The organism is Arcobacter venerupis, assembly GCF_013201665.1.
Lineage (GTDB): Bacteria > Campylobacterota > Campylobacteria > Campylobacterales > Arcobacteraceae > Aliarcobacter > Aliarcobacter venerupis.
The window spans coordinates 2,821,924-2,841,284 of record NZ_CP053840.1 but is presented as its reverse complement, the minus strand read 5'-3'; the positions used below and the strand labels follow the sequence as shown (position 1 = coordinate 2,841,284).

Annotated in this window: 18 protein-coding genes; 13 read left to right on the top strand and 5 right to left on the bottom strand. The window is 27.6% G+C overall.

Annotation, left to right across the window (positions count from 1 at the left end; genetic code table 11):
* The first annotated feature begins 20 nt into the window (after nt 1-20).
* The 5 genes from lysA to AVENP_RS14065 all read left to right on the top strand — a co-directional run bounded on the left by lysA (nt 21) and on the right by AVENP_RS14065 (nt 6,617).
* Nucleotides 21-1,229 (top strand): diaminopimelate decarboxylase, encoded by a 1,209-nt coding sequence (gene lysA, locus AVENP_RS14085; protein WP_128360011.1) that lies wholly within the window; start codon nt 21-23, stop codon nt 1,227-1,229.
* Between the two features lie 19 nt (nt 1,230-1,248).
* Nucleotides 1,249-2,325 (top strand): chorismate mutase, encoded by a 1,077-nt coding sequence (pheA, locus tag AVENP_RS14080; protein ID WP_128360010.1) that lies wholly within the window; start codon nt 1,249-1,251, stop codon nt 2,323-2,325.
* 25 nt (nt 2,326-2,350) lie between these two features.
* Nucleotides 2,351-3,457, top strand: coding sequence for a histidinol-phosphate transaminase (gene hisC, locus AVENP_RS14075; protein WP_128360009.1), 1,107 nt, complete (start codon nt 2,351-2,353; stop codon nt 3,455-3,457).
* 12 nt (nt 3,458-3,469) lie between these two features.
* A complete protein-coding gene (dxs, locus tag AVENP_RS14070) occupies nt 3,470-5,275 on the top strand; it encodes a 1-deoxy-D-xylulose-5-phosphate synthase (RefSeq protein ID WP_128360008.1) in 1,806 nt (601 codons plus the stop codon).
* 316 nt (nt 5,276-5,591) lie between these two features.
* Complete coding sequence (locus AVENP_RS14065) at nt 5,592-6,617, top strand: cytochrome-c peroxidase (protein ID WP_128360007.1); 1,026 nt, start codon at nt 5,592-5,594, stop codon at nt 6,615-6,617.
* A gap of 20 nt (nt 6,618-6,637) precedes the next feature.
* Here AVENP_RS14065 and maf read toward each other — a convergent pair whose 3' ends face one another.
* Nucleotides 6,638-7,183 carry a septum formation inhibitor Maf gene (gene maf / locus AVENP_RS14060; protein WP_128360006.1) on the bottom strand — a complete coding sequence of 182 codons (546 nt, stop codon included), beginning with the start codon at nt 7,181-7,183 and terminating at the stop codon, nt 6,638-6,640.
* Between the two features lie 81 nt (nt 7,184-7,264).
* On the opposite strand from maf, the gene AVENP_RS14055 reads away from it, so the two are divergent.
* The 4 genes from AVENP_RS14055 (at nt 7,265) to AVENP_RS14040 (ending at nt 11,558) form a co-directional block, all read left to right on the top strand.
* Nucleotides 7,265-8,212 (top strand): ketopantoate reductase family protein, encoded by a 948-nt coding sequence (locus AVENP_RS14055; protein ID WP_128360005.1) that lies wholly within the window; start codon nt 7,265-7,267, stop codon nt 8,210-8,212.
* A gap of 79 nt (nt 8,213-8,291) precedes the next feature.
* The gene (locus AVENP_RS14050) at nt 8,292-9,179 is read left to right on the top strand and encodes a DMT family transporter (RefSeq protein WP_128360004.1); all 888 of its coding nucleotides are present in this window, start codon (nt 8,292-8,294) and stop codon (nt 9,177-9,179) included.
* A complete protein-coding gene (locus tag AVENP_RS14045) occupies nt 9,180-10,469 on the top strand; it encodes a tellurium resistance protein TerC (protein ID WP_128360003.1) in 1,290 nt (429 codons plus the stop codon).
* A 162-nt stretch (nt 10,470-10,631) separates the two neighbouring features.
* The gene (locus AVENP_RS14040; RefSeq protein ID WP_128360002.1) at nt 10,632-11,558 is read left to right on the top strand and encodes an AEC family transporter; all 927 of its coding nucleotides are present in this window, start codon (nt 10,632-10,634) and stop codon (nt 11,556-11,558) included.
* A gap of 5 nt (nt 11,559-11,563) precedes the next feature.
* Here the strand turns inward: AVENP_RS14040 and AVENP_RS16030 are convergent, their stop codons facing one another.
* Entirely contained in the window at nt 11,564-12,220 is a 657-nt protein-coding gene (locus tag AVENP_RS16030; RefSeq protein WP_128360001.1) for an NlpC/P60 family protein, read from the bottom strand.
* 23 nt (nt 12,221-12,243) lie between these two features.
* Entirely contained in the window at nt 12,244-12,852 is a 609-nt protein-coding gene (locus AVENP_RS14030) for an NlpC/P60 family protein (RefSeq protein WP_228201906.1), read from the bottom strand.
* A 114-nt stretch (nt 12,853-12,966) separates the two neighbouring features.
* Between AVENP_RS14030 and AVENP_RS14025 the strand changes: the two genes are divergently transcribed.
* Nucleotides 12,967-13,530, top strand: coding sequence for a hypothetical protein (locus tag AVENP_RS14025; protein ID WP_172664326.1), 564 nt, complete (start codon nt 12,967-12,969; stop codon nt 13,528-13,530).
* Nucleotides 13,520-14,659, top strand: coding sequence for an MFS transporter (locus AVENP_RS14020; RefSeq protein WP_128359999.1), 1,140 nt, complete (start codon nt 13,520-13,522; stop codon nt 14,657-14,659). The genes AVENP_RS14025 and AVENP_RS14020 overlap by 11 nt, the downstream gene beginning before the upstream one ends.
* Nucleotides 14,660-14,669: 10 nt before the next feature.
* Here AVENP_RS14020 and AVENP_RS14015 read toward each other — a convergent pair whose 3' ends face one another.
* Nucleotides 14,670-15,149 (bottom strand): hypothetical protein, encoded by a 480-nt coding sequence (locus AVENP_RS14015; RefSeq protein ID WP_128359998.1) that lies wholly within the window; start codon nt 15,147-15,149, stop codon nt 14,670-14,672.
* A gap of 9 nt (nt 15,150-15,158) precedes the next feature.
* Entirely contained in the window at nt 15,159-17,714 is a 2,556-nt protein-coding gene (alaS, locus tag AVENP_RS14010; protein WP_128359997.1) for an alanine--tRNA ligase, read from the bottom strand.
* Nucleotides 17,715-17,897: 183 nt separating this feature from the next.
* Between alaS and trxA the strand changes: the two genes are divergently transcribed.
* Nucleotides 17,898-18,215 (top strand): thioredoxin, encoded by a 318-nt coding sequence (trxA, locus tag AVENP_RS14005; RefSeq protein WP_128359996.1) that lies wholly within the window; start codon nt 17,898-17,900, stop codon nt 18,213-18,215.
* 216 nt (nt 18,216-18,431) lie between these two features.
* Nucleotides 18,432-19,361: a thioredoxin-disulfide reductase gene (trxB, locus tag AVENP_RS14000; protein WP_128359995.1), complete on the top strand. Its 930-nt coding sequence runs from the start codon at nt 18,432-18,434 to the stop codon at nt 19,359-19,361.

Here is a 19,361-nt window from a genome sequence, read left to right as displayed (position 1 = left end):
AATATAGGATAATTATTATAATGAGTATAAATTTTAAAGAGTTAGCAAATAAATATCAAACGCCTTATTATGTGTATGATTTTGACCATATTACAAAACAATATGAAGAGTTAAAAGGTGCATTTAGAGCAAGAAAATCGTTAATTGCATATGCTGTAAAAGCAAATTCAAATCTGTCTGTAATTAAACATTTAGCAGATTTAGGTGCAGGCGCAGATTGTGTTAGTATTGGTGAAGTGAAACGTGCTTTAAAAGTAGGGATTGCTCCTTATAAAATCATTTTTTCTGGTGTTGGAAAAATTGATGATGAAATTAGAGAAGCTTTAAATCTTGATATTTTAATGATAAATGTTGAAAGTGATGCTGAATTAAATAGAGTTGAAACAATTGCGCGTGAATTAGGAAAAGTTGCTAGAATATCAATTAGAGTAAATCCAAATATTGACCCTCAAACTCATCCATATATTTCAACTGGACTTCATGAAAATAAATTTGGTGTAGATATTGATACTGCAAAAAGAATGTATATTCAATGTAAAAATTCTGAAAATTTAGAACCAGTTGGGATGCATTGTCATATTGGTTCTCAATTAACTCAACTACAGCCAATTAAAGAATCAGTAAAAATTGTTGCTGATTTAGTAAGAAATTTAAAAGCAATTAAAATTGAACTATCTTTTATGGATATTGGAGGTGGTTTAGGAATTGTATATGATAATGAAACTTTAATTGATACAAAAGAGTATGCACAATCTGTATTAGATAATATGTTTGGATTAGATATTACAATAATTTGTGAACCAGGTAGATTTATGGTTGGAAATGCTGGAACATTTGTAACAAAAGTTTTATATGAAAAAGTAAATGGAAATAAAAGATTTGTTATTGTTGATGGAGCAATGAATGATTTAATTAGACCATCTTTATACAATGCTTATCATAGAATTGAAGTTTTAAATGACAATCAAGAGTTTTCAGATTGTAATTTAGTTGGACCAATTTGTGAAAGTGGAGACTTTTTTGCTAAAAATGTTCAATTACCAAAAACTCAACATAATGATTTAGTAGCAATTTACAGTGCTGGAGCTTATGGATTTACAATGGCTAGCAATTACAATACAAGAGGAAGAGTTGCTGAAATTGCAGTAGAAAATGGAATTGATAGATTAATTAGAAAAAGAGAAACTTTTGAAGATATAATTGCTTTAGAAGAAGAGTTTATAAAATAATTAGGTAAAAGGTCTTTTTATGAGTGAAGAGGGATTAAAAGAACTAAGAAACAAACTTGATAGTATTGATAATAATTTATTAGAATTAATTAATCAAAGAATGAAAATAGTTCATGAAGTGGGCGCTTTAAAAGCAAAAAGTGGTGGAGCAATTTATAGACCTGAGAGAGAAAAATCAATTATTGACAGACTTGAAAAAATAAATATTGAAAATGATGGACTTCTAAATAGAAGTGCAATTGAAGCTCTATTTTTAGAGATTTTTGCTATTTCAAGAAATATTGAATTACCAGAAAATATTGCATATCTGGGCCCTGAGGGAAGTTTTACTCATCAAGCAGCAGAAGGGCGATTTGGTGCAATGAGTTCTTATATTTCTATTGGCTCAATTAGTGGAATTTTTAGAGAAGTTGATACAAAAAAAGTGAGATTTGGAGTAGTTCCAATTGAAAATTCTTCAAATGGGATTGTAACAGACACTATAAATTGTCTTAGTAAATATAACTTAAAAATTATTGCTGAAGTTGTTTTAGATATTCATCATACTTTAGCAACTACTTGTGATAAAGTAAGTGATATTAAAAGAATTTATTCAAAAGATATTGCTTTTGAACAATGTAGAAAATTTTTAGCAAATTTTGGTTTAGATGAAGTGGAATTAATTCCAATAGAATCTACAACAAAAGCAGCAAGGATTGCAGCAAATGAACCAGGAAGTGCTGCAATTTGTCCACATGTTGGAGCAAAATTACATAATTTACCAATATTATTTGAAAATATTGAAGATAAAGACAATAATAAAACAAGATTTTTTATAATTAGTGATTTTGAAAATGCTTCATCTGGAAATGATAAAACTTCAATATTAGTAAAATTTCCTGACAGACAAGGAGTTTTAGTACAATTTTTAACAGATTTTAATGAAGCTGGAATTAATTTAACTAAAATAAAATCACATATTGTTGAGGGAAATTCAATTTTTTTTATTGATTTTGACGGACATAAAGATGATGAAAACGTTAAAAAGGTATTATTAAAACATGAATCAAGTATTAAGGTTCTTGGTTCTTATGTAAAAGAGATAAACGATATTTAATTTTAAAATTTAATAGGAAAAGTAAATGCAATTTAATCAAGTATTAGAAAATGTTACAACTTATGAAGCTGGAAAACCAATTGAGTTAGTTGTTAGAGAATATGGTGTTAATCCAAAAGATGTTATAAAATTAGCTTCAAACGAAAATCCTTATGGAACTAGTCCAAAAGTTGTAGCTAAGATTAAAGACTTAGTTGAGAGCATGTCGGTTTATCCTGATGATTCAATGTATGAATTGAAAGAGGCATTATCAAATAAATTTGATGTAACTAATAAACATGTAATTATAGGTTCTGGAAGTGATCAGATTTTAGAGTTTTGTGTTCATGCGAAATGTGAAAAAGGCTCAAAAATTCTTATGGCAAACACAACATTTGCTATGTATGAGATTTATGGAAAACAAACTGGTGCTGAAATAATTAAAACAAAAGATGACCAACATAATCTTGAAGAATTTTCTAAATTATATAAAGAACATGGAGCAGATGTAATATTTTTATGTTTACCAAACAATCCTTTAGGTGAATGTTTGGATAGAGATGATGTTTATGCCTTTTTAGAAACAGTTGATAAAGAAACATTAATTGTAGTTGATGGTGCTTATCAAGAGTTTGCTGCATTTAAAGATGAAAACAAAAGAATTGTACCAAAAGATTTAATTGCAAATTTCCCAAATTCAATATATTTAGGAACATTTTCAAAAGCATATGGACTTGGTGGAATGAGAGTTGGATATGGTATTGCTCAACCTGAAATTATTAATACTTTTTATAAATTAAGAGCTCCTTTTAATATCACAACTTTAACACTTGCAGCTGCAATTGAAGCTTTAAAAGATGAAGAGTTTGTAACTGAATGTATTACTAAAAATTTCGAAGAGATGAAAAGATATGAAGATTATGCAAGTTCAAGAGGTTTTGAATATATTCCTTCTTATACAAATTTTATTACAATTAAATTTGGTGATAAATTTGTATCAAAAACGGTTGCACAAAAACTACTTGAAAGAGGAGTAATTGTTCGAGATCTAACTGGATATAGACAAAATGCAATTAGAATTACAATAGGGAAAAATGAGCAAAATACAAAAGTATTTGAACAATTAGACGAAGTATTAGAAAAATTAAAATAAAGTATTAAATAAATGGAAATAAAAGATAAATCAGTAAAAGAGTTAGAAACACTATCACAAGAAATAAGAGATAGAATTATTGATGTGGTATCAAGAAAGGGTGGACATTTCTCGTCTACTCTTGGAGCTGTTGAGTTAACTCTTGGAATGCATTATGTATTTGATGCATATAGTGATCCTTTTATTTTCGATGTTTCTCACCAATGTTATCCCCATAAGCTCTTAACTGGACGATGGGAAGAGTTTGAAACTGTAAGACAATTTGGAGGACTTAGTGGTTTTACAAAACCAAATGAGAGTCCTGCTGATTATTTTGTAGCTGGACATAGTTCAACTTCAATATCTTTAGCTGTTGGAGCTGCTAAAGCAATCGCTTTAAAAAAAGAGAACAGAGTTCCAATTGTTATGATTGGAGATGGCTCAATGACTGCTGGCATGGTTTATGAAGCTTTAAATGAACTTGGGGATATAAAACTTCCTGTTGTAATTATTCTAAATGACAATGAGATGTCAATTGCAAAACCAATTGGAGCTATTTCAAAATATTTATCAAAACTTCTTGCAGGAAAATATTATCAAGGATTCAAAGGAAAAGTTGATAAATTTATTAAAAAGAATATGCCAGAAGGCACAACTTACATAGCAAAAAGAATGGAAGAAGCTTTAAAATTAATAACTCCTGGGATTTTGTTTGAAGAGATGGGAATTGATTATATAGGTCCAATTGATGGACATGATATTGCTGAAATTATTGACACTTTACAAATAGCAAAAGCAATGGGAAAACCAGTAATTGTTCATGCAAGAACTGTAAAAGGAAAAGGTTATCCAATTGCTGAGGGACAACATGAATGTTGGCATGGAGTTGGGCCTTTTAATATTCAAGATGGTGTATTTATTAAAAAAGAAGCACCAAAAGCTGCTACTGCTGTATTTGCTGATGCCTTACTTGAATTGGCACGAAATCATGAAAATGTGGTTGGTGTAACTGCTGCAATGCCAAGTGGTACAGGAATTAATAAACTTATGAAAGAGTTTCCTGACAGGTTTTGGGATGTGGCAATTGCAGAACAACATGCAATTACTTCAATGGCAGCAATGGCTAAAGAGGGTTTTAAACCATTTATTACTATTTATTCAACTTTTCTTCAAAGAGGATTTGACCAAATTATTCATGATGTATGTATATTAAATCTTCCAGTTGTTTTTGCAATGGATAGAGCAGGAATTGTTGGAAATGATGGAGAAACTCATCAAGGAGCTTTTGATATTTCATATTTAAGATTTATACCAAATATGATTTTGTTTGCTCCAAGAGATAATACAACTTTAGAATCAGGTTTAGAATTTGCTTATAATTTAACAGGTCCTTGTGCAATTAGATACCCAAGAGGTGCATTTAAAGAGTTAATTTATCCATCAACTCCATTTACTTTAGGAAAAGCAGAACTTCTAAAAGTTGGAAGTTGTAAAAAACTATTTATTGGATATGGAGCAGGGGTTAGCAGGGCTATCGAGACAGAGTCTTTACATAAAGATGATATTGCAATATTTGACTTAAGATTTGTAAAACCAATTGATAAAGATACATTAGTTGAATTATCAAAAAAATATAATGATTGGTATGTATTCTCAGATTCTCAAAAACAAGGTGGAGTTGCTAGTGCAATTTTAGAAGTTTTAAATGAGAAAAAAATCCATAATGTAGATGTAACATCATTTGAATATAATGATAATTTTATAGAACATGGTGATACAAATCTAGTTGAAGAATCTTTAGAACTTTTACCACAACAATTAGTATTAAAAATTAAATAAGAGAACCTAGTCTAAATAATATTAGATTCTCTTATTATCTACAAATATAAACACATTCTTAATATTTTTTTTGTTCTATCAATTACTTTCACATTTTATTATTATTCAAATTTATTTTATAACTAAAACTTATATATAAATAAGATAATTTATATCTTATTTATATAACAAAAATGAGTAAAAAGCCTTAAAATAGGATATAAAATATCTTATATTATAATAAAAAATTATACTATATTTAATAAAATAGTATAGAAATTAATTTTCTTTTAATAATATTTGTTCTAAAGTTAAATAACAATTTAAAGGAGCAATTATGAAAAAAGTAGTGTCACTGACAATATGTTTATTAGGTGCGAGTACATTGTTTGCAAGTAGTTCATTAATTACAAAGGCTAAAGATAATGGTTTAGTTGGTATTCCAAGTTCTAATGTTGAATTAATGAAATTAATTGATGATAAAAAAGATCCAATAACAAAAGAAAAAGTTGAATTAGGTAAAAAGTTATATTTTGACCCTAGGATTTCAAAAAGTGGACTTATTTCATGTAATACTTGTCATAATCTAGGATTGGGTGGTGCAGATGGTATTTCTGCGGCTATTGGTCATGGTTGGACAGCAAATCCACATCACTTAAATTCTCCAACTGTATATAATTCAGTATTTTTTAAAGCGCAATTTTGGGATGGAAGAAGTCCTCATTTAGCTGATCAAGCACAAGGTCCAGTTCAAGCAGGTCCTGAAATGGCTGCACCAGCATCCCTTGTTGAGCAAAGAATTAACTCTATTCCTGAATATGTAAATGAATTTAAAACTGCTTATGGAAAAGATGTAAAAATAGATTTTGAAAAAATCACTGCAACAATTGCAACATTTGAAAAAAAATTAGTAACGCCATCAAAATTTGATGATTTTTTAAATGGGAATGAAAAAGCATTAAACGATGAAGAGAAAAAAGGCTTAGCTTTATTTATAGATAAAGGATGTACAACTTGTCATACAGGAATTGCTCTTGGTGGAACAATGCAACCATTCCAAGTGGCTTCACAATATAAATTCATGAATATAGGAGATTTTAAAGGTGATAAAAATGGAATGGTTAAAACACCAACATTAAGAAATATTACAGAAACAGCACCATATTTCCATAATGGACAAATTTGGGCATTAAATGATGCAGTAAAAGAGATGGGTTCAGTTCAATTAGGAATTGAGATTTCAGATTCTGATGCAAATGAAATAGTTACTTTCTTAAAAACACTAAAAGGTGTAAAACCAGATATTTCTTATCCACAACTTCCAGAATCTTCAATAGATACTGCAAGACCAGATTCTAAATAAAAATCTTTAGAGGTTCTCCTCTAAAGATATACTTTTAATTTTTCAACACACAATCCCATAGCACAACTTTCATATCCAATAACATTTTTTATATAAGGTTTACAAAATCCCTCAACCATGATTGCACCAGCTTTTCCAAAACATTCCCCTGAATCTAAATATTCTTGCATATGTTTTTTATCAAAGGGTAAAAATTCATAAGTTGTAATAGAAATATCAATAAGTTCTTTTTCCTTTGATTTATAAATCATACAAGTTATTACTGAAGTTTTATTTCCACTTTGTAACTCTAGCATGCTTTTGGCATCCTTTAAATCTTTTGCTTTTCTCAAGAGTTTCCCTTCACAAGTAACTACAGAATCAGCAACTAATAAAGGCATTTCATTAATGCCATATTTTTTAAAGAGTTCTTCAAATTTGCCTTTTGTTGCAAGGTAACAAAAAGATTTTGGGTTAGTTGTTGTAATAGAATCTTCATCAAAATCTCCACCATTTTGAATAAAATCAATGCCAAAGTTTTTTAAAATTAATGCTCTTGTTGGGGAATTTGAACCAAGTCTAATCAAATTAAGCCTTTTTTATTTGGATTATACTTAAATTGTATATAATTAATTTTTAAAGATATTAATATGATTTAGGAATTAAATATGAATATTGTAGTTATTGGCTCTGGAGGAGTAGGTTCATTTTATGGTGTAATTTTTCATAGAATTGGACATAATGTAAAGTTTGTAGCAAGAAATGAAAACTTAGAATATTTAAAAAATAATAAACTAAAACTTAGCCATAGTAGTTTTGATTTTGAAGAAAAAGTAAATGTTATTTCAATGGCTGAATTAATGAGTTCAAATCCAAGTGAAGTTGATGTAATCTTTTTAGCAACAAAATCTATGAGTACAGAAATTATCTCAAACCAAATGGGTGAATGGATAAAAGATAATAAAGTTATACCATATTTCATCTCTTTACAAAATGGTGTTGAAAATGAAGATATTATGGCTAAATTTTATCCAATTGAGTTTGTAATTGGAGGCTTAACAAGATTAATAGCAGCACACACAATTAGACTGGGATATGTAGAATCTACAGGTGAAGTTCAAACAATCTTAGGTGCAATAAAACCAACTTCAGCTAATCAATTTTTTTTAAATAATCTAAAAATTGAGTTAGATAAAACAAATACAACTACTTTTTTAAGTGATAATATTGAACTTGAACTTTGGAATAAATTAATTATTAATAATGGACTAAACGCAATTTGTGCCTTATTAGAAGAGAAAACTGGAATTCTAATAAGAGATGAAAAGGTTTCAAAACTAATTTATGGACTTATGTGTGAAACAGCAATTGCAGCAAAAGTAGTTGGAGTAAATATTACACAAGAAAATGTTGATATGATGTTTGAATTGATGATAAATTTTGAATCAATAAAACCATCAATGTGGCTTGATAAATTAAATAATAGAGATTTAGAGCTTGAAGATATTTGTGGAGTTGTGATAAAAAATTGTGAAAAGCAAGGATTAGATGCACCATATACAAGAACAATTTCTACTATTTTAGAATTTTCTTATAATAAAAGAAGAGTTAAATAAAATTATAATTGCATTAAATATGTAAAAAGTGTTACCTAATATATTTTTTGTATAATACAAAAAAATTTGAAAGTTATTTATGAAATATTATGTTTTTTTAGTTTTAACCGTACTTTTTTGGTCTGGAAATTTTGTATTTGGACGATTAGTTTCAACAAGTATTGAACCCACGCAATTGTCATTTTTTAGATGGTTTTTTGTTTTAGTCATCTTACTGCCTTATATTTTGATTCATTATAAAAATATTCTAAGTGTATTTAAAAAAAAATATATTTTAATCATAACTTTTGGTGCTTTGGGAATTTCTGGTTTTAACACTTTTTTATATTATGGTTTACAAACTACAACTGCCACAAATGCCTTATTAATTAATTCTAGTATTCCAATATTTATAATTGTTTTATCTTCTTTGATTTTTAGAACAAAAATTACAAAACTGCAATTAACAGGTGTAATTATTTCTACATTAGGTGTTATGTATCTAATTTTAAAAGGTGAAATAAATCATATTTCGCAGTTAGAGTTTACTAGTGGAGATTTATGGATAATTGCTGCTTGTGTTGATTGGGCTTTATATACTGTATTATTAAAACATAAACCCAAAGAGTTAAACTCTTTTGAATTCTTTGGTTTAACTACGCTTATTGGTACAATTATTTTATATTGTTTATTTCTTTATCAAGGTTACAGTTTTAATTTAGACTTTTTAGAGAATGAAAAGGTTTTATACTCATTAATATATATTGTAATTTTTCCATCAATTTTGGCATTTTACTTTTGGAATATTTCAACCGTTGAAGTAGGGGTAAATAAAGCAGGACAATTCACACATTTAATGCCAATCTTTGGAGCAATTTTGGCTTATTTATTTTTAGGTGAAGTATTAAAATCTTATCATTTAGTTGGGATTAGCTTAATAGGTTTAGGAATTTATTTATCAATATTTTTTAAAAGAGAAAAAATATAAATGGCACTTTTATCAAAATTATCAGGTATCTTTATTTTTTTATCTTTTTTGTTGACTATATATGCATATTTTTTTAACAATAATCTTTTGATTATTTCAGGTTTATTTGCTTGGATTTCATTACTAATACTTTTTTCAGGACTTAAGAGTAAAAAAATTATTATTATTCTATTTATATTGAGTTTTTTTGCTTTTGTTTTTTCATATTTTAATGATTATAAAATTGATTTTATAAAAGTCTTTACAGTTAATCAATATTTATTAACACTACTAATAGCAGTTGGATTTTTAAGATTGATTGCAAGTCCAAAAAAAGAGAAAATATCAGAATTACCAAAAGGAAAAAAATCATTTATAAAAACATATATAAGTGTACATCTTTTTGGTTCAGTTATTAATTTATCTTCACTGATTTTAGTAGCTGATAAAATGTATAAAAAAGCACCTTTGAGTGCTACTCAAATTGTTTTATTAACAAGAGCATTTGCAAGTGATGCTTTTTGGTCACCATTTTTTGTAGCTTTTGCTGCTGCTATTACTTATGCCCCTAAACTGAATACTTTTATTATTTTATTAAATGGAATAATTTTAGCTTTATTAGCTTTTTTCATTACATATTACGAAGTATTAAAAAATAAAAAGTTTAATTTAGATGAATTTAATGGTTATCCCTTATCTTTTGAGAGTTTATATTTACCTTTTCTATTGGCTTTATTAGTATTATTTACAAATCATTTTCATCCAGAAATAAAAGTAATAGTGTTAATTTCAAGTTATTCTGTTTTAATGACACTGCTAATTTTACCAGTAAAAAAAGGAGTAAAGGATTCTTTTAAAAAATTCAACTTACATATTATAGATGAATTACCTAGAATGAAAGGTGAATTATCACTATTTTTAGTAGCTGGAATGTTTGGTATTTCAATTAGTTCAATATTAATAGGAATGAATTTAAATCTACCTTTTGAAGTTTTTGATTGGCAAATTGCCTCTATATTACTTTTAATATTTATAATTTTTGCTTTTGTTGGAATTCATCCAATTATTACAATAGCAATTATTGGAGACTTTTTAAGTGGAGTAAATCATACACTTTTAGCAGTTACTTTTTTAATGGCTTGGTCAATTACAGTTTCAACATCACCATTTTCTGGATTGAATCTTACAATTGTAGCTAGATATAATTTTGAAGCAAAAGAGATTTTTAAATTAAATATCTTTTATGCTGCAAAAATGTATTTAATTTCTATTTTTTGTTTATTTATTTTGTCAAATTATTTAAAATTATAAAAAATCATATAATTATCATTTTATTTTTATAAAATTATTCAAATATTGTAGATGCACAAGATATTTATATTCTTTCTGCTTCCTAAATCTATAAATTTGTGCATTTACTTTATTTTTAATATTATTCGTTACAATAAGCCTAAATTATTTTAAGAGAACAATATGAATTTATTTTTTATTTTATTAGGCAAAATTTCTCCTTTATATCTAAATATCGCCTTTGGATATATTTTAACAAGATATTTTAAGGTTAAACGAGATTTAATAGCAACACTTCTCATTTATATTTTAGGACCAATTGTAATTTTCTTCGCAACACTTTCAATTGAAATAAATCTACAATTAGTTTTTCTTCCATTATTTGTTTTTTTCTTTGGCTCATCAATTGCTTTTTATATATTAAAAAGATATAAAAAAGATTGGAATGATGCTAGTATAAATACTTTGGCATTTACCTGTGGAACTGGGAATACTGGATATTTTGGTATTCCACTAGCTATGATTTTATTAAGTCCTGAATCTGCAAATATTTTTATTTTTGCAACACTTGCTTCTTTATTATATGAAAATACAACAGGTTTTTATGTAACAGCAAAAGGTACTTTTACAGCAAGACAATCTATTGTAAAAGTAATTAAACTTCCATTATTATATGCTTTTATAGCAGGGCTTAGTTTAAATGTTTTAGGTTTTAGAATACCAGAGTTAATAATTCCTTATTTTGAGGGGTTTAAATGGGCTTATGGAATCTTAGGAATGATGATGTTAGGTATGGGAATGAAAGGTTTTGATTTAAATACAGATGCAGATATAAAGTATTTAAAAGTAGCGTATTTTTATAAATTCATTTTTTGGCCAGCTTCAATTTTATTTATAATTTTCATAGACAAAACTTTTATAGGATTTTTAAGTGAAGAGATTTATAAAGTGTTATTTCTATTCTCGGTTGTACCACTTGCAGGAAATACTGTAACTTTGGCAGTATTATTAAAAGCAAGACCAGAAAAAGCTTCTTTTACTGTTTTGCTTAGTACATTAATATCAGTTGTTTATATACCAATTGTTTTAATTATATACGGGGGATTTTAGAAGAATTAATTAATAATTCTTCTAGCTGTCCAATAAGTTTGTTTATAAAAAGGTTTGTCTAATTTTGTAAATTGAATACCTTTAATTGAAGAGTGTAAAAAACTTCCATTACCCATATAAATTCCTACATGTTTGGTAACTTTACTTGTTTTGAAAAAAACAAGGTCACCCATTTTAAGTTCAGATTTTTTTACTTCAACTCCAACTTTTACTTGTGTAGTTGTAGTTCTTGGTAATTCAATACCAAATTTCTCTTTAAATGCTTTTTGTGTGAATCCAGAACAATCTATTCCTGTTCTTGATGTTCCACCCATTTTATATTTTACATTTTTCCAATCACCATAAAAATCAAGGAAGGCTTGTTTTTTTGTTAGGATTTTAGAAGTTGGTGTGTCATTTGATGCATTTTCATCGTTTGTTAAAACCAGTTTGTCATAACTTGTTTTACTGATTTTTGGTTCATATCTTAAGTGAGGTCTGTCTTTTAGTTTATTGTTTTCTGATTCGTAAGCTGATTTATAATCATTATAAGAAATATTTGAGGCATTTAGGCTACTCGCATCTTTTATTTTATTGTTTTCTTCTATCTGAATATCCCTATTATTACTACAAGCTGTAAGCAATAACATAATAGGTAGAAGCATAAAGGTCTTCTTTGTCACTAATTTCTCCTTTTATAATAAAATTAATTTATAATTCTTCTAGCTGTCCAGTAATTTTCTTTAAAATAGACATTATCTAACTCAGATATTGTCACGCCATTTGATGTTGATGCATGAATAAACATTCCATCTTCTAGGTAAATCCCAACATGATTAGTATCACCTGTTCTAAAAAAAACTAAATCACCACTTTTAAGTTCACTTTTATCTATTTCTTTACCAAGCTCTGATTGCATATCAGTTGTTCTTGGCATTGATAAGTCAAACTTCTCACTAAAGGCTTTTTGAATAAAAGCTGAGCAATCTATACCATCTTTAGAATTGCCACCAAACTTATATCCTACACCTTCCCATTCGTTGTAAAAATCGAATAGCTCAAGGTTTAAACCCATTCTATCATCTTGAAAAGCAAGATCATTTTTAAATGAATCAAAGTTTTTCTTTGATTTAGTAAGTTCTTTGTACTTTTTTAATCTTAAATCTCTTTGTAATATAGTGTTTTGTAATGATGCACTTTGAAATATGTATTCATTTTTAGATAAATCTGAATTGTCAACATATTTAGATGAACAGCCATTCATAACAATTATAAAAATAAGAAAAAATAAGAAATTTTTTATGTACCTAGCCACACTAAATACCTTTTACATATAGTTTTCCGATTTTTATGATATTGAAAAAAAAAGAATATGTCAAGTTTTAATTTCTAAGTTGTATAATATAACTATTAAAAAAAGGATTTAATTATGAAAATGATTATATATTTATCTTCATTATTACTGTTAGTTGGTTGTTCTTCATTATCAAATAATTTTATTGATAATATTGGAAATTTAAAAAATAATAAAAAAATCTATACCCATGACAGCTGTACAAATTTCTCATATATTTCACAAAATCAAGAAGAAAAATATGGAAAATTATTTTATGAATATATTAACTTAGATAGATCTTGTCATTGGAATGGAATGCAAAGAGGTTTCTTTGATGATTTATTTAAATCTACTTTAAATCTAAATAGTCTAAAAGTTATAGAAAGAAAAGAATATAAAAATTATGAGTTTAGTACTTATTTGATTGATAATAAATATTATATGAATTTAGTTTATAAATATTTAGTGTATGAAGATTTATTTATTATTGATTATGATGGTAAATATTTTGATCAAGAGATTAGGAAATTTGATATAAACTATATTAATAGATTTCTAAATGAACCTAGATTCGATTCAAATTATTTAAATAGTCTAGTACGAATGAATATTTTAAATAGATATTTTTCTATAAGCAGGAGTGATTTTGAGAATTAACTTATTTATAATTGTTTATTGTATTATAATAGTTCTATCTGTTATGTATGCTACTCAACCTTTACAGCCATTACTTGCAAAACAGTTTGATATATCTATTATAAAGGCTTCACAATTTACAGCTGTTATAATGCTATTTCTAGCAATCTCTCCAATTGTATATGGATATGTACTTGAAAAAGTATGCGCAAAGAAGATGCTTACATACTCATCTATAATTTTGTTAATCACAAATATTTTTCTTGGTATGGCAAAGTCATATGAAATGTTTTTAACTCTTAGAATTTGTGAAGCTTTAGTTGTCCCTGCAATTTTGACTGCACTTATGAGCATATTAGCAAATACTGATAAAGAAAATATTAAATTTAATATGTCAATATATGTAGCTTCCACTGTATTTGGTGGATTAGTAGGAAGATTATTTTCTGGTTTTATTGCAACAAACTTTTCTTATGAATACGTATTTTATTCTTTATCAGCTGCTTTATTTGTTTCAATATTATTAATCCAGAAATTATCTTTCGAGGGTGATGCAAAACTTGTTAAACCTAAATTGAATGACATAGTAACTATATTAAAAGATAAAAGATTTGCACTTGTTTATTTTATTATGTTTTGTATGTTTTTTGTTTTTGGTGGAGTTTTAAATATTTTACCATTTAGAGTAAAAGATATATCGGATTCAGTTAATGAATTTCAGATTAGTCTTTTATATTTGGGATATGGTATGGGAATTGTTGTTTCATTAGCTTCTAAAAGAATAGTTGGTTTTTTCAAAAATGAAGTAAATACTATAATAATTTCAATTTCATTTTTTCTTTTTATTTTAGTATTTCTTGTAACAAGTAATGTAATATATCTTTTTGTTTTATTGTTTTTATTTTGTATTGGAATGTTTACAGTTCATACTGTTTCAACAGGCCTTGCAAATTCTATGAAAGCATCTCAAAAATCATTAACATCAGGGATGTATCTAAGTTTCTATTATATAGGTGGAGCAACTGGCTCATTTCTTCCATCTATTATATATAAATATTTTGGTTGGGATATTATGATTTATTGTTTTGTATTTATTTTATTAGTTGTTCTTTTGGTAACTTATAAGAATAGAGAGTTGTTTAATCATTAATTAGAGGATTTTAAAATCCTCTAAGAGTTATTCCTAAAATAATTGCAAATAATCCTAACACAATGTTTATGGGAATTAGATATTTTGCAAGTGGAGTTAATTGATTTTTTGCACTTGCAAAATCCGCATTATCAAAAGCTTTTTGAGCTTTGTTTCTTTTAATATAGATAACAATAAAGATAATAGTCATAATAGACCAAATTATCTCTTTTAAGATAACAAATTTATAAAGTTCTCCACCTTTAAATTCTAAAGCTAATATCATTATGATAGCTGTTGTAACTAAAAGAATAATAGATGGAATAACCATAGAAAAAAATCTTTTTAGATTTTCTAAAGTTCTTCCTAATTTTATTTTTGGATCTTCAATATTTTGCATAGAGTAATGAACTGCAAATCTAATTACAATCATTCCTCCTACCCAAATTATTGCAGATATAATATGTAAGAATATAATCAGTGTTGAGAAATTGTTAAAAAACTCGCTCAATTTAATGCCTTACAAATTTTCTTTTGCATAAGCTAAAGCAGCAATTTTTGCATCTTCAACTTTTGTTACATCTTTTCCACCAGCTTGAGCGAAGTCAGGTCTTCCACCTCCACCTCCACCAACGATTGGCGCAATATTTTTAATCCATTCACCAGCTTTAATATTTGTATTTTTACTTCCAGCAACAATTAATACTTTGTCATCTTTTGCTTGAAGTAATAAAACTGCAAGTTTTTCATTTGCATTTTTTAAATCATCAACTATTTTCTTTAAATCACCATTTTCAACAACAGCTACAACAACTTTTGTATCCCCAATAAGTTCTTCACTAATTGGTGCAGATGTTTGACTTTGTGCTGTTTCAACTTCTTTTTTTAAATCTTTGATTTGCTCTTTTAATTTTTTAATTCCTGAAATTACATCGTTATTTTTAATTTCAGCTTTAATATCATTCATTGCAGTTATAATCTCTTTAGTATAAGCAATAGCTGCAGTTCCACAAACAGCCTCTATTCTTCTTACACCTGCACTTACACCTGATTCCTTAACAATATAAAAACTTCCAATATCAGCTGTATTTTTTACATGAGTTCCACCACAAAATTCAACAGAAACATCACTAAAACTTACAACTCTTACCATATCACCATATTTTTCACCAAACATAGCAATAGCACCTTTGTTTTTAGCTTGGTCTATTGGTAGCTCTTCAATATTTCCAGCAATTCCTCTTGAAATCATTGTATTTACTAAATCTTCAACTTCATCAATTTGAGCAGTGGTCATAGCTTTTGGATAAGTAAAGTCAAATCTTAATCTTGAAGAATCATTCAAAGAGCCAGCTTGAGATACGCTATCTCCTAAAACCATTTTTAAAGCTGATTGTAAAAGGTGTGTTGCACTGTGATGTTTTGCAATCTCATATCTATTTACTACAACTGCATCAACTAGTTCACCTTGTTTAATTGTTGAATTTGCAACTTTTACTTTTGAAAGATTTAATCCATGAAATTTTGAAGTTTCTTCAATAATAGCAATATGTCTATTATCTTCTAATGCTCCAATATCACCACTTTGCCCACCACTTGTTGCATAAAATGGAGTTTTATCTAGCATTACCCAACCAATAGAGTTTTCATTTAAAGATTGAACCTCTTTGAAATTTTCATCTAATAAGGCAACGATTTTTGATTTATATGTAACATTATCATAACCAACAAATTCATTTATTCCATATTTCTCGATTAGTTGTTTGAAATCACCTTCATTAGAAGAATCTCCACTTCCTTTCCATGCAGCTTTTGCCATAGCTTTTTGAGCATTCATTAATTCATCGAATTTAGTTAAATCAACTTTTAAATCTCTATCTCTTAACATATCTTCTGTTAAATCTAAAGGGAATCCATAAGTATCATAAAGTTTAAATGCAATTTCACCAGAGAAAATTTCTTTTGTATTTTCTAATTCATCATTAAATAAAGACATTCCTAAATCAATAGTTTTAAAGAATCTATCTTCTTCTAGTGTTAATTGATCTTTTATGAAATTCTTATTTTCAACAAGTTCAGAATAATGTCCACCCATTATATTAATAAGAGTATCAAGAAGTTTTGCCATAAATGGTTTTCTAAAACCAATTAAATATCCATGTCTAACTGCTCGTCTAAGAATTCTTCTTAATACATAAGGTCTTCCTTCATTTCCAAATAAAATACCTTGAGATAACATAAATGATGTAGCTCTTAAATGGTCAGCAATTACTCTATATGAACCAATATTCTCGTTAGTTGCTTTTTTACCTGCTAACTCTTCAATTTTTTCAATGATTGGTTTAAAATTAGATGAGTCAAAGTTATTTAAAACGCCTTCTTTGATAGCGATAACTCTTTCAAGTCCCATCCCTGTATCAATAGAAGGTTTTGGTAATGGATTTAATTTTCCATCAGCTGTTCTTTCATATTGCATGAAAACTAAGTTCCAGATTTCTAAAAATCTATCACCATCTCCACCCATTTTATCTTCTTCGCTATTGAAGTGTTCTTCCCCTTGGTCATAAAATATTTCGCTGCAAGGTCCACAAGCACCAGTATCTCCCATTGCCCAAAAGTTATCTTTATCTCCAAATTTTATAATTCTTGAAGTGTTGATATATTTTGACCAAATATTAAATGCTTCATCATCATTTTCGTGAACAGTTACCCACAATTTTTCTATAGGTAAAGCTAAATTTACAGTTATAAATTCCCATGCATAAGCAATAGCATCTTCTTTGAAATAATCTCCGAATGAGAAATTACCTAACATCTCAAATAGTGTATGATGTCGTGCTGTATAGCCAACATTTTCTAAATCATTGTGCTTTCCACCAGCTCTTACACATAATTGGCACGATGTAGCTGTTGGATTTTTAGGTCTTGGAATTGCACCTGTAAAAATGTCTTTAAATTGAACCATACCTGCATTTGTAAACATTAATGTAGGATCATCTGGAACTAGTGGCATTGATGATATTACATCATGTCCTTTACTTTTAAAAAACTCTAAATATTCTTTTCTGATATCCATAAATTTATCCATTTAAATTAAATTGTTTTATTTTAACGAAAATATTATTTAGCCTTGATTAGTAAAACTTAAATAATGTAAAACAAAATTTAAGTTTTCACAAGTTATAATGATTAAGTTTAATTTATAAGATAAACATGTTAGATAGAATGAAATTAAAAATTTAATAATTAAGGAAATAAAATGGGAAAATATATTGAATTAACTCCTGCAAATTTTGAAGAAGTTACAAAAGCTGGTGTATCTATGGTAGATTTCTGGGCTCCTTGGTGTGGACCTTGTAGAATGATTGCTCCAGTTATTGAAGAATTAGCTGCTGACTTTGAAGGAAAAGCTAATATTTGTAAGGTTAATACTGATGAAGAACAAGATTTAGCAGTTAAATATGGAATCAGATCAATTCCTACAATTTTATTCATGAAAAATGGTGAAGTTGTTGAAACTATGGTTGGTGCTTCTTCTAAACAAGCATTTACTGATAAAATTAACTCATTATTATAATATATACGACAATTAATTAAAAAGGGAGAAGTTTTTACTTCTCCCTTTTTTTATTCTAAAAACTATTTTATCGATTTAAGATTAATATAAATTATTATTGGATAAAATTTATCCTTGATATTTAGTATTTGTTTAACCTATAACTTACAAATGTTTTTGTATTATTAGAGCTTCAAAAAATACTATAGATTATTTAATATAAAATAAGGATTTAACATGTTAGATTTAGCAATAATTGGTGGAGGACCCGCAGGATTAACAGCTGGTTTATATGCAACAAGAGGTGGATTAAAAAATGTAGTTATGTTTGAAATGGGAATGCCAGGAGGACAAATTACAAGTTCATCAGAGATTGAAAATTATCCAGGACAATCAGAAGTTGTTTCAGGTATGGATTTAATGGCAAATTGGCCTGAACAATGTCAAAGATTTGGTTTAAAACATGAAATGGCACAAATTGATAGAGTTACAAAAAATGGTGATATTTTTACCTTGACTACAAATGACAAAAAAGAGTTTCAAGCAAAAACAGTTTTAATTGCAACTGGTTCTGTTCCTAAACGTGCTGGATTTAAAGGTGAAAATGAATTTTTTGGTAAAGGTGTTTCAACTTGTGCAACTTGTGATGGATTTTTCTATAGAGGAAAAGAAGTTACAGTAATTGGTGGTGGAGATTCTGCTATTGAAGAGGCTGTTTATTTATCAAAAATGTGTTCAAAAGTTTATTTAGTTCACAGACGAGATACATATAGAGCAGCTCCAAGTACAATTGAACATATGAAGCATGCCCAAAATATTGAAGAAGTTACAAATGTTACTGTTGAAGAAGTTTATGGTGATATGAGTGGAGTTCAAGGTATAAAAGTAAAACACAGAGAAACTGGTGAAATAAGAGATTTACCAACTCCAGGTGTATTTATTTTTGTTGGTCGTGATGTATTAAATGCTCCATTAAAACAAGAAGATGGTAGTTTCCTTTGTAATTTAAATGAAGCTGGTGAAGTTATTGTTGATTTAAGAATGAGAACATCAGTTTCTGGTCTTTATGCAGCAGGAGATATTAGAATTGATGCTCCAAAACAAGTAGTTTGTGCAGCGGGTGATGGTGCAACTGCTGCTGTCAATATTATTGAATATTTAGGATAA

Excerpts from the sequence above, each read along its gene's own strand:
- AVENP_RS14065 (WP_128360007.1), top strand. The coding sequence starts at position 5,592 with ATGAAAAAAGTAGTGTCACTGACAATATGTTTATTAGGTGCGAGTACA.
- alaS (WP_128359997.1), bottom strand. The coding sequence starts at position 17,714 with ATGGATATCAGAAAAGAATATTTAGAGTTTTTTAAAAGTAAAGGACAT.
- lysA (WP_128360011.1), top strand. The coding sequence starts at position 21 with ATGAGTATAAATTTTAAAGAGTTAGCAAATAAATATCAAACGCCTTAT.
- hisC (WP_128360009.1), top strand. The coding sequence starts at position 2,351 with ATGCAATTTAATCAAGTATTAGAAAATGTTACAACTTATGAAGCTGGA.
- AVENP_RS14055 (WP_128360005.1), top strand. The coding sequence starts at position 7,265 with ATGAATATTGTAGTTATTGGCTCTGGAGGAGTAGGTTCATTTTATGGT.
- AVENP_RS14040 (WP_128360002.1), top strand. The coding sequence starts at position 10,632 with ATGAATTTATTTTTTATTTTATTAGGCAAAATTTCTCCTTTATATCTA.
- trxA (WP_128359996.1), top strand. The coding sequence starts at position 17,898 with ATGGGAAAATATATTGAATTAACTCCTGCAAATTTTGAAGAAGTTACA.
- AVENP_RS14025 (WP_172664326.1), top strand. The coding sequence starts at position 12,967 with ATGAAAATGATTATATATTTATCTTCATTATTACTGTTAGTTGGTTGT.
- AVENP_RS14045 (WP_128360003.1), top strand. The coding sequence starts at position 9,180 with ATGGCACTTTTATCAAAATTATCAGGTATCTTTATTTTTTTATCTTTT.
- trxB (WP_128359995.1), top strand. The coding sequence starts at position 18,432 with ATGTTAGATTTAGCAATAATTGGTGGAGGACCCGCAGGATTAACAGCT.
- pheA (WP_128360010.1), top strand. The coding sequence starts at position 1,249 with ATGAGTGAAGAGGGATTAAAAGAACTAAGAAACAAACTTGATAGTATT.
- AVENP_RS14050 (WP_128360004.1), top strand. The coding sequence starts at position 8,292 with ATGAAATATTATGTTTTTTTAGTTTTAACCGTACTTTTTTGGTCTGGA.
- dxs (WP_128360008.1), top strand. The coding sequence starts at position 3,470 with ATGGAAATAAAAGATAAATCAGTAAAAGAGTTAGAAACACTATCACAA.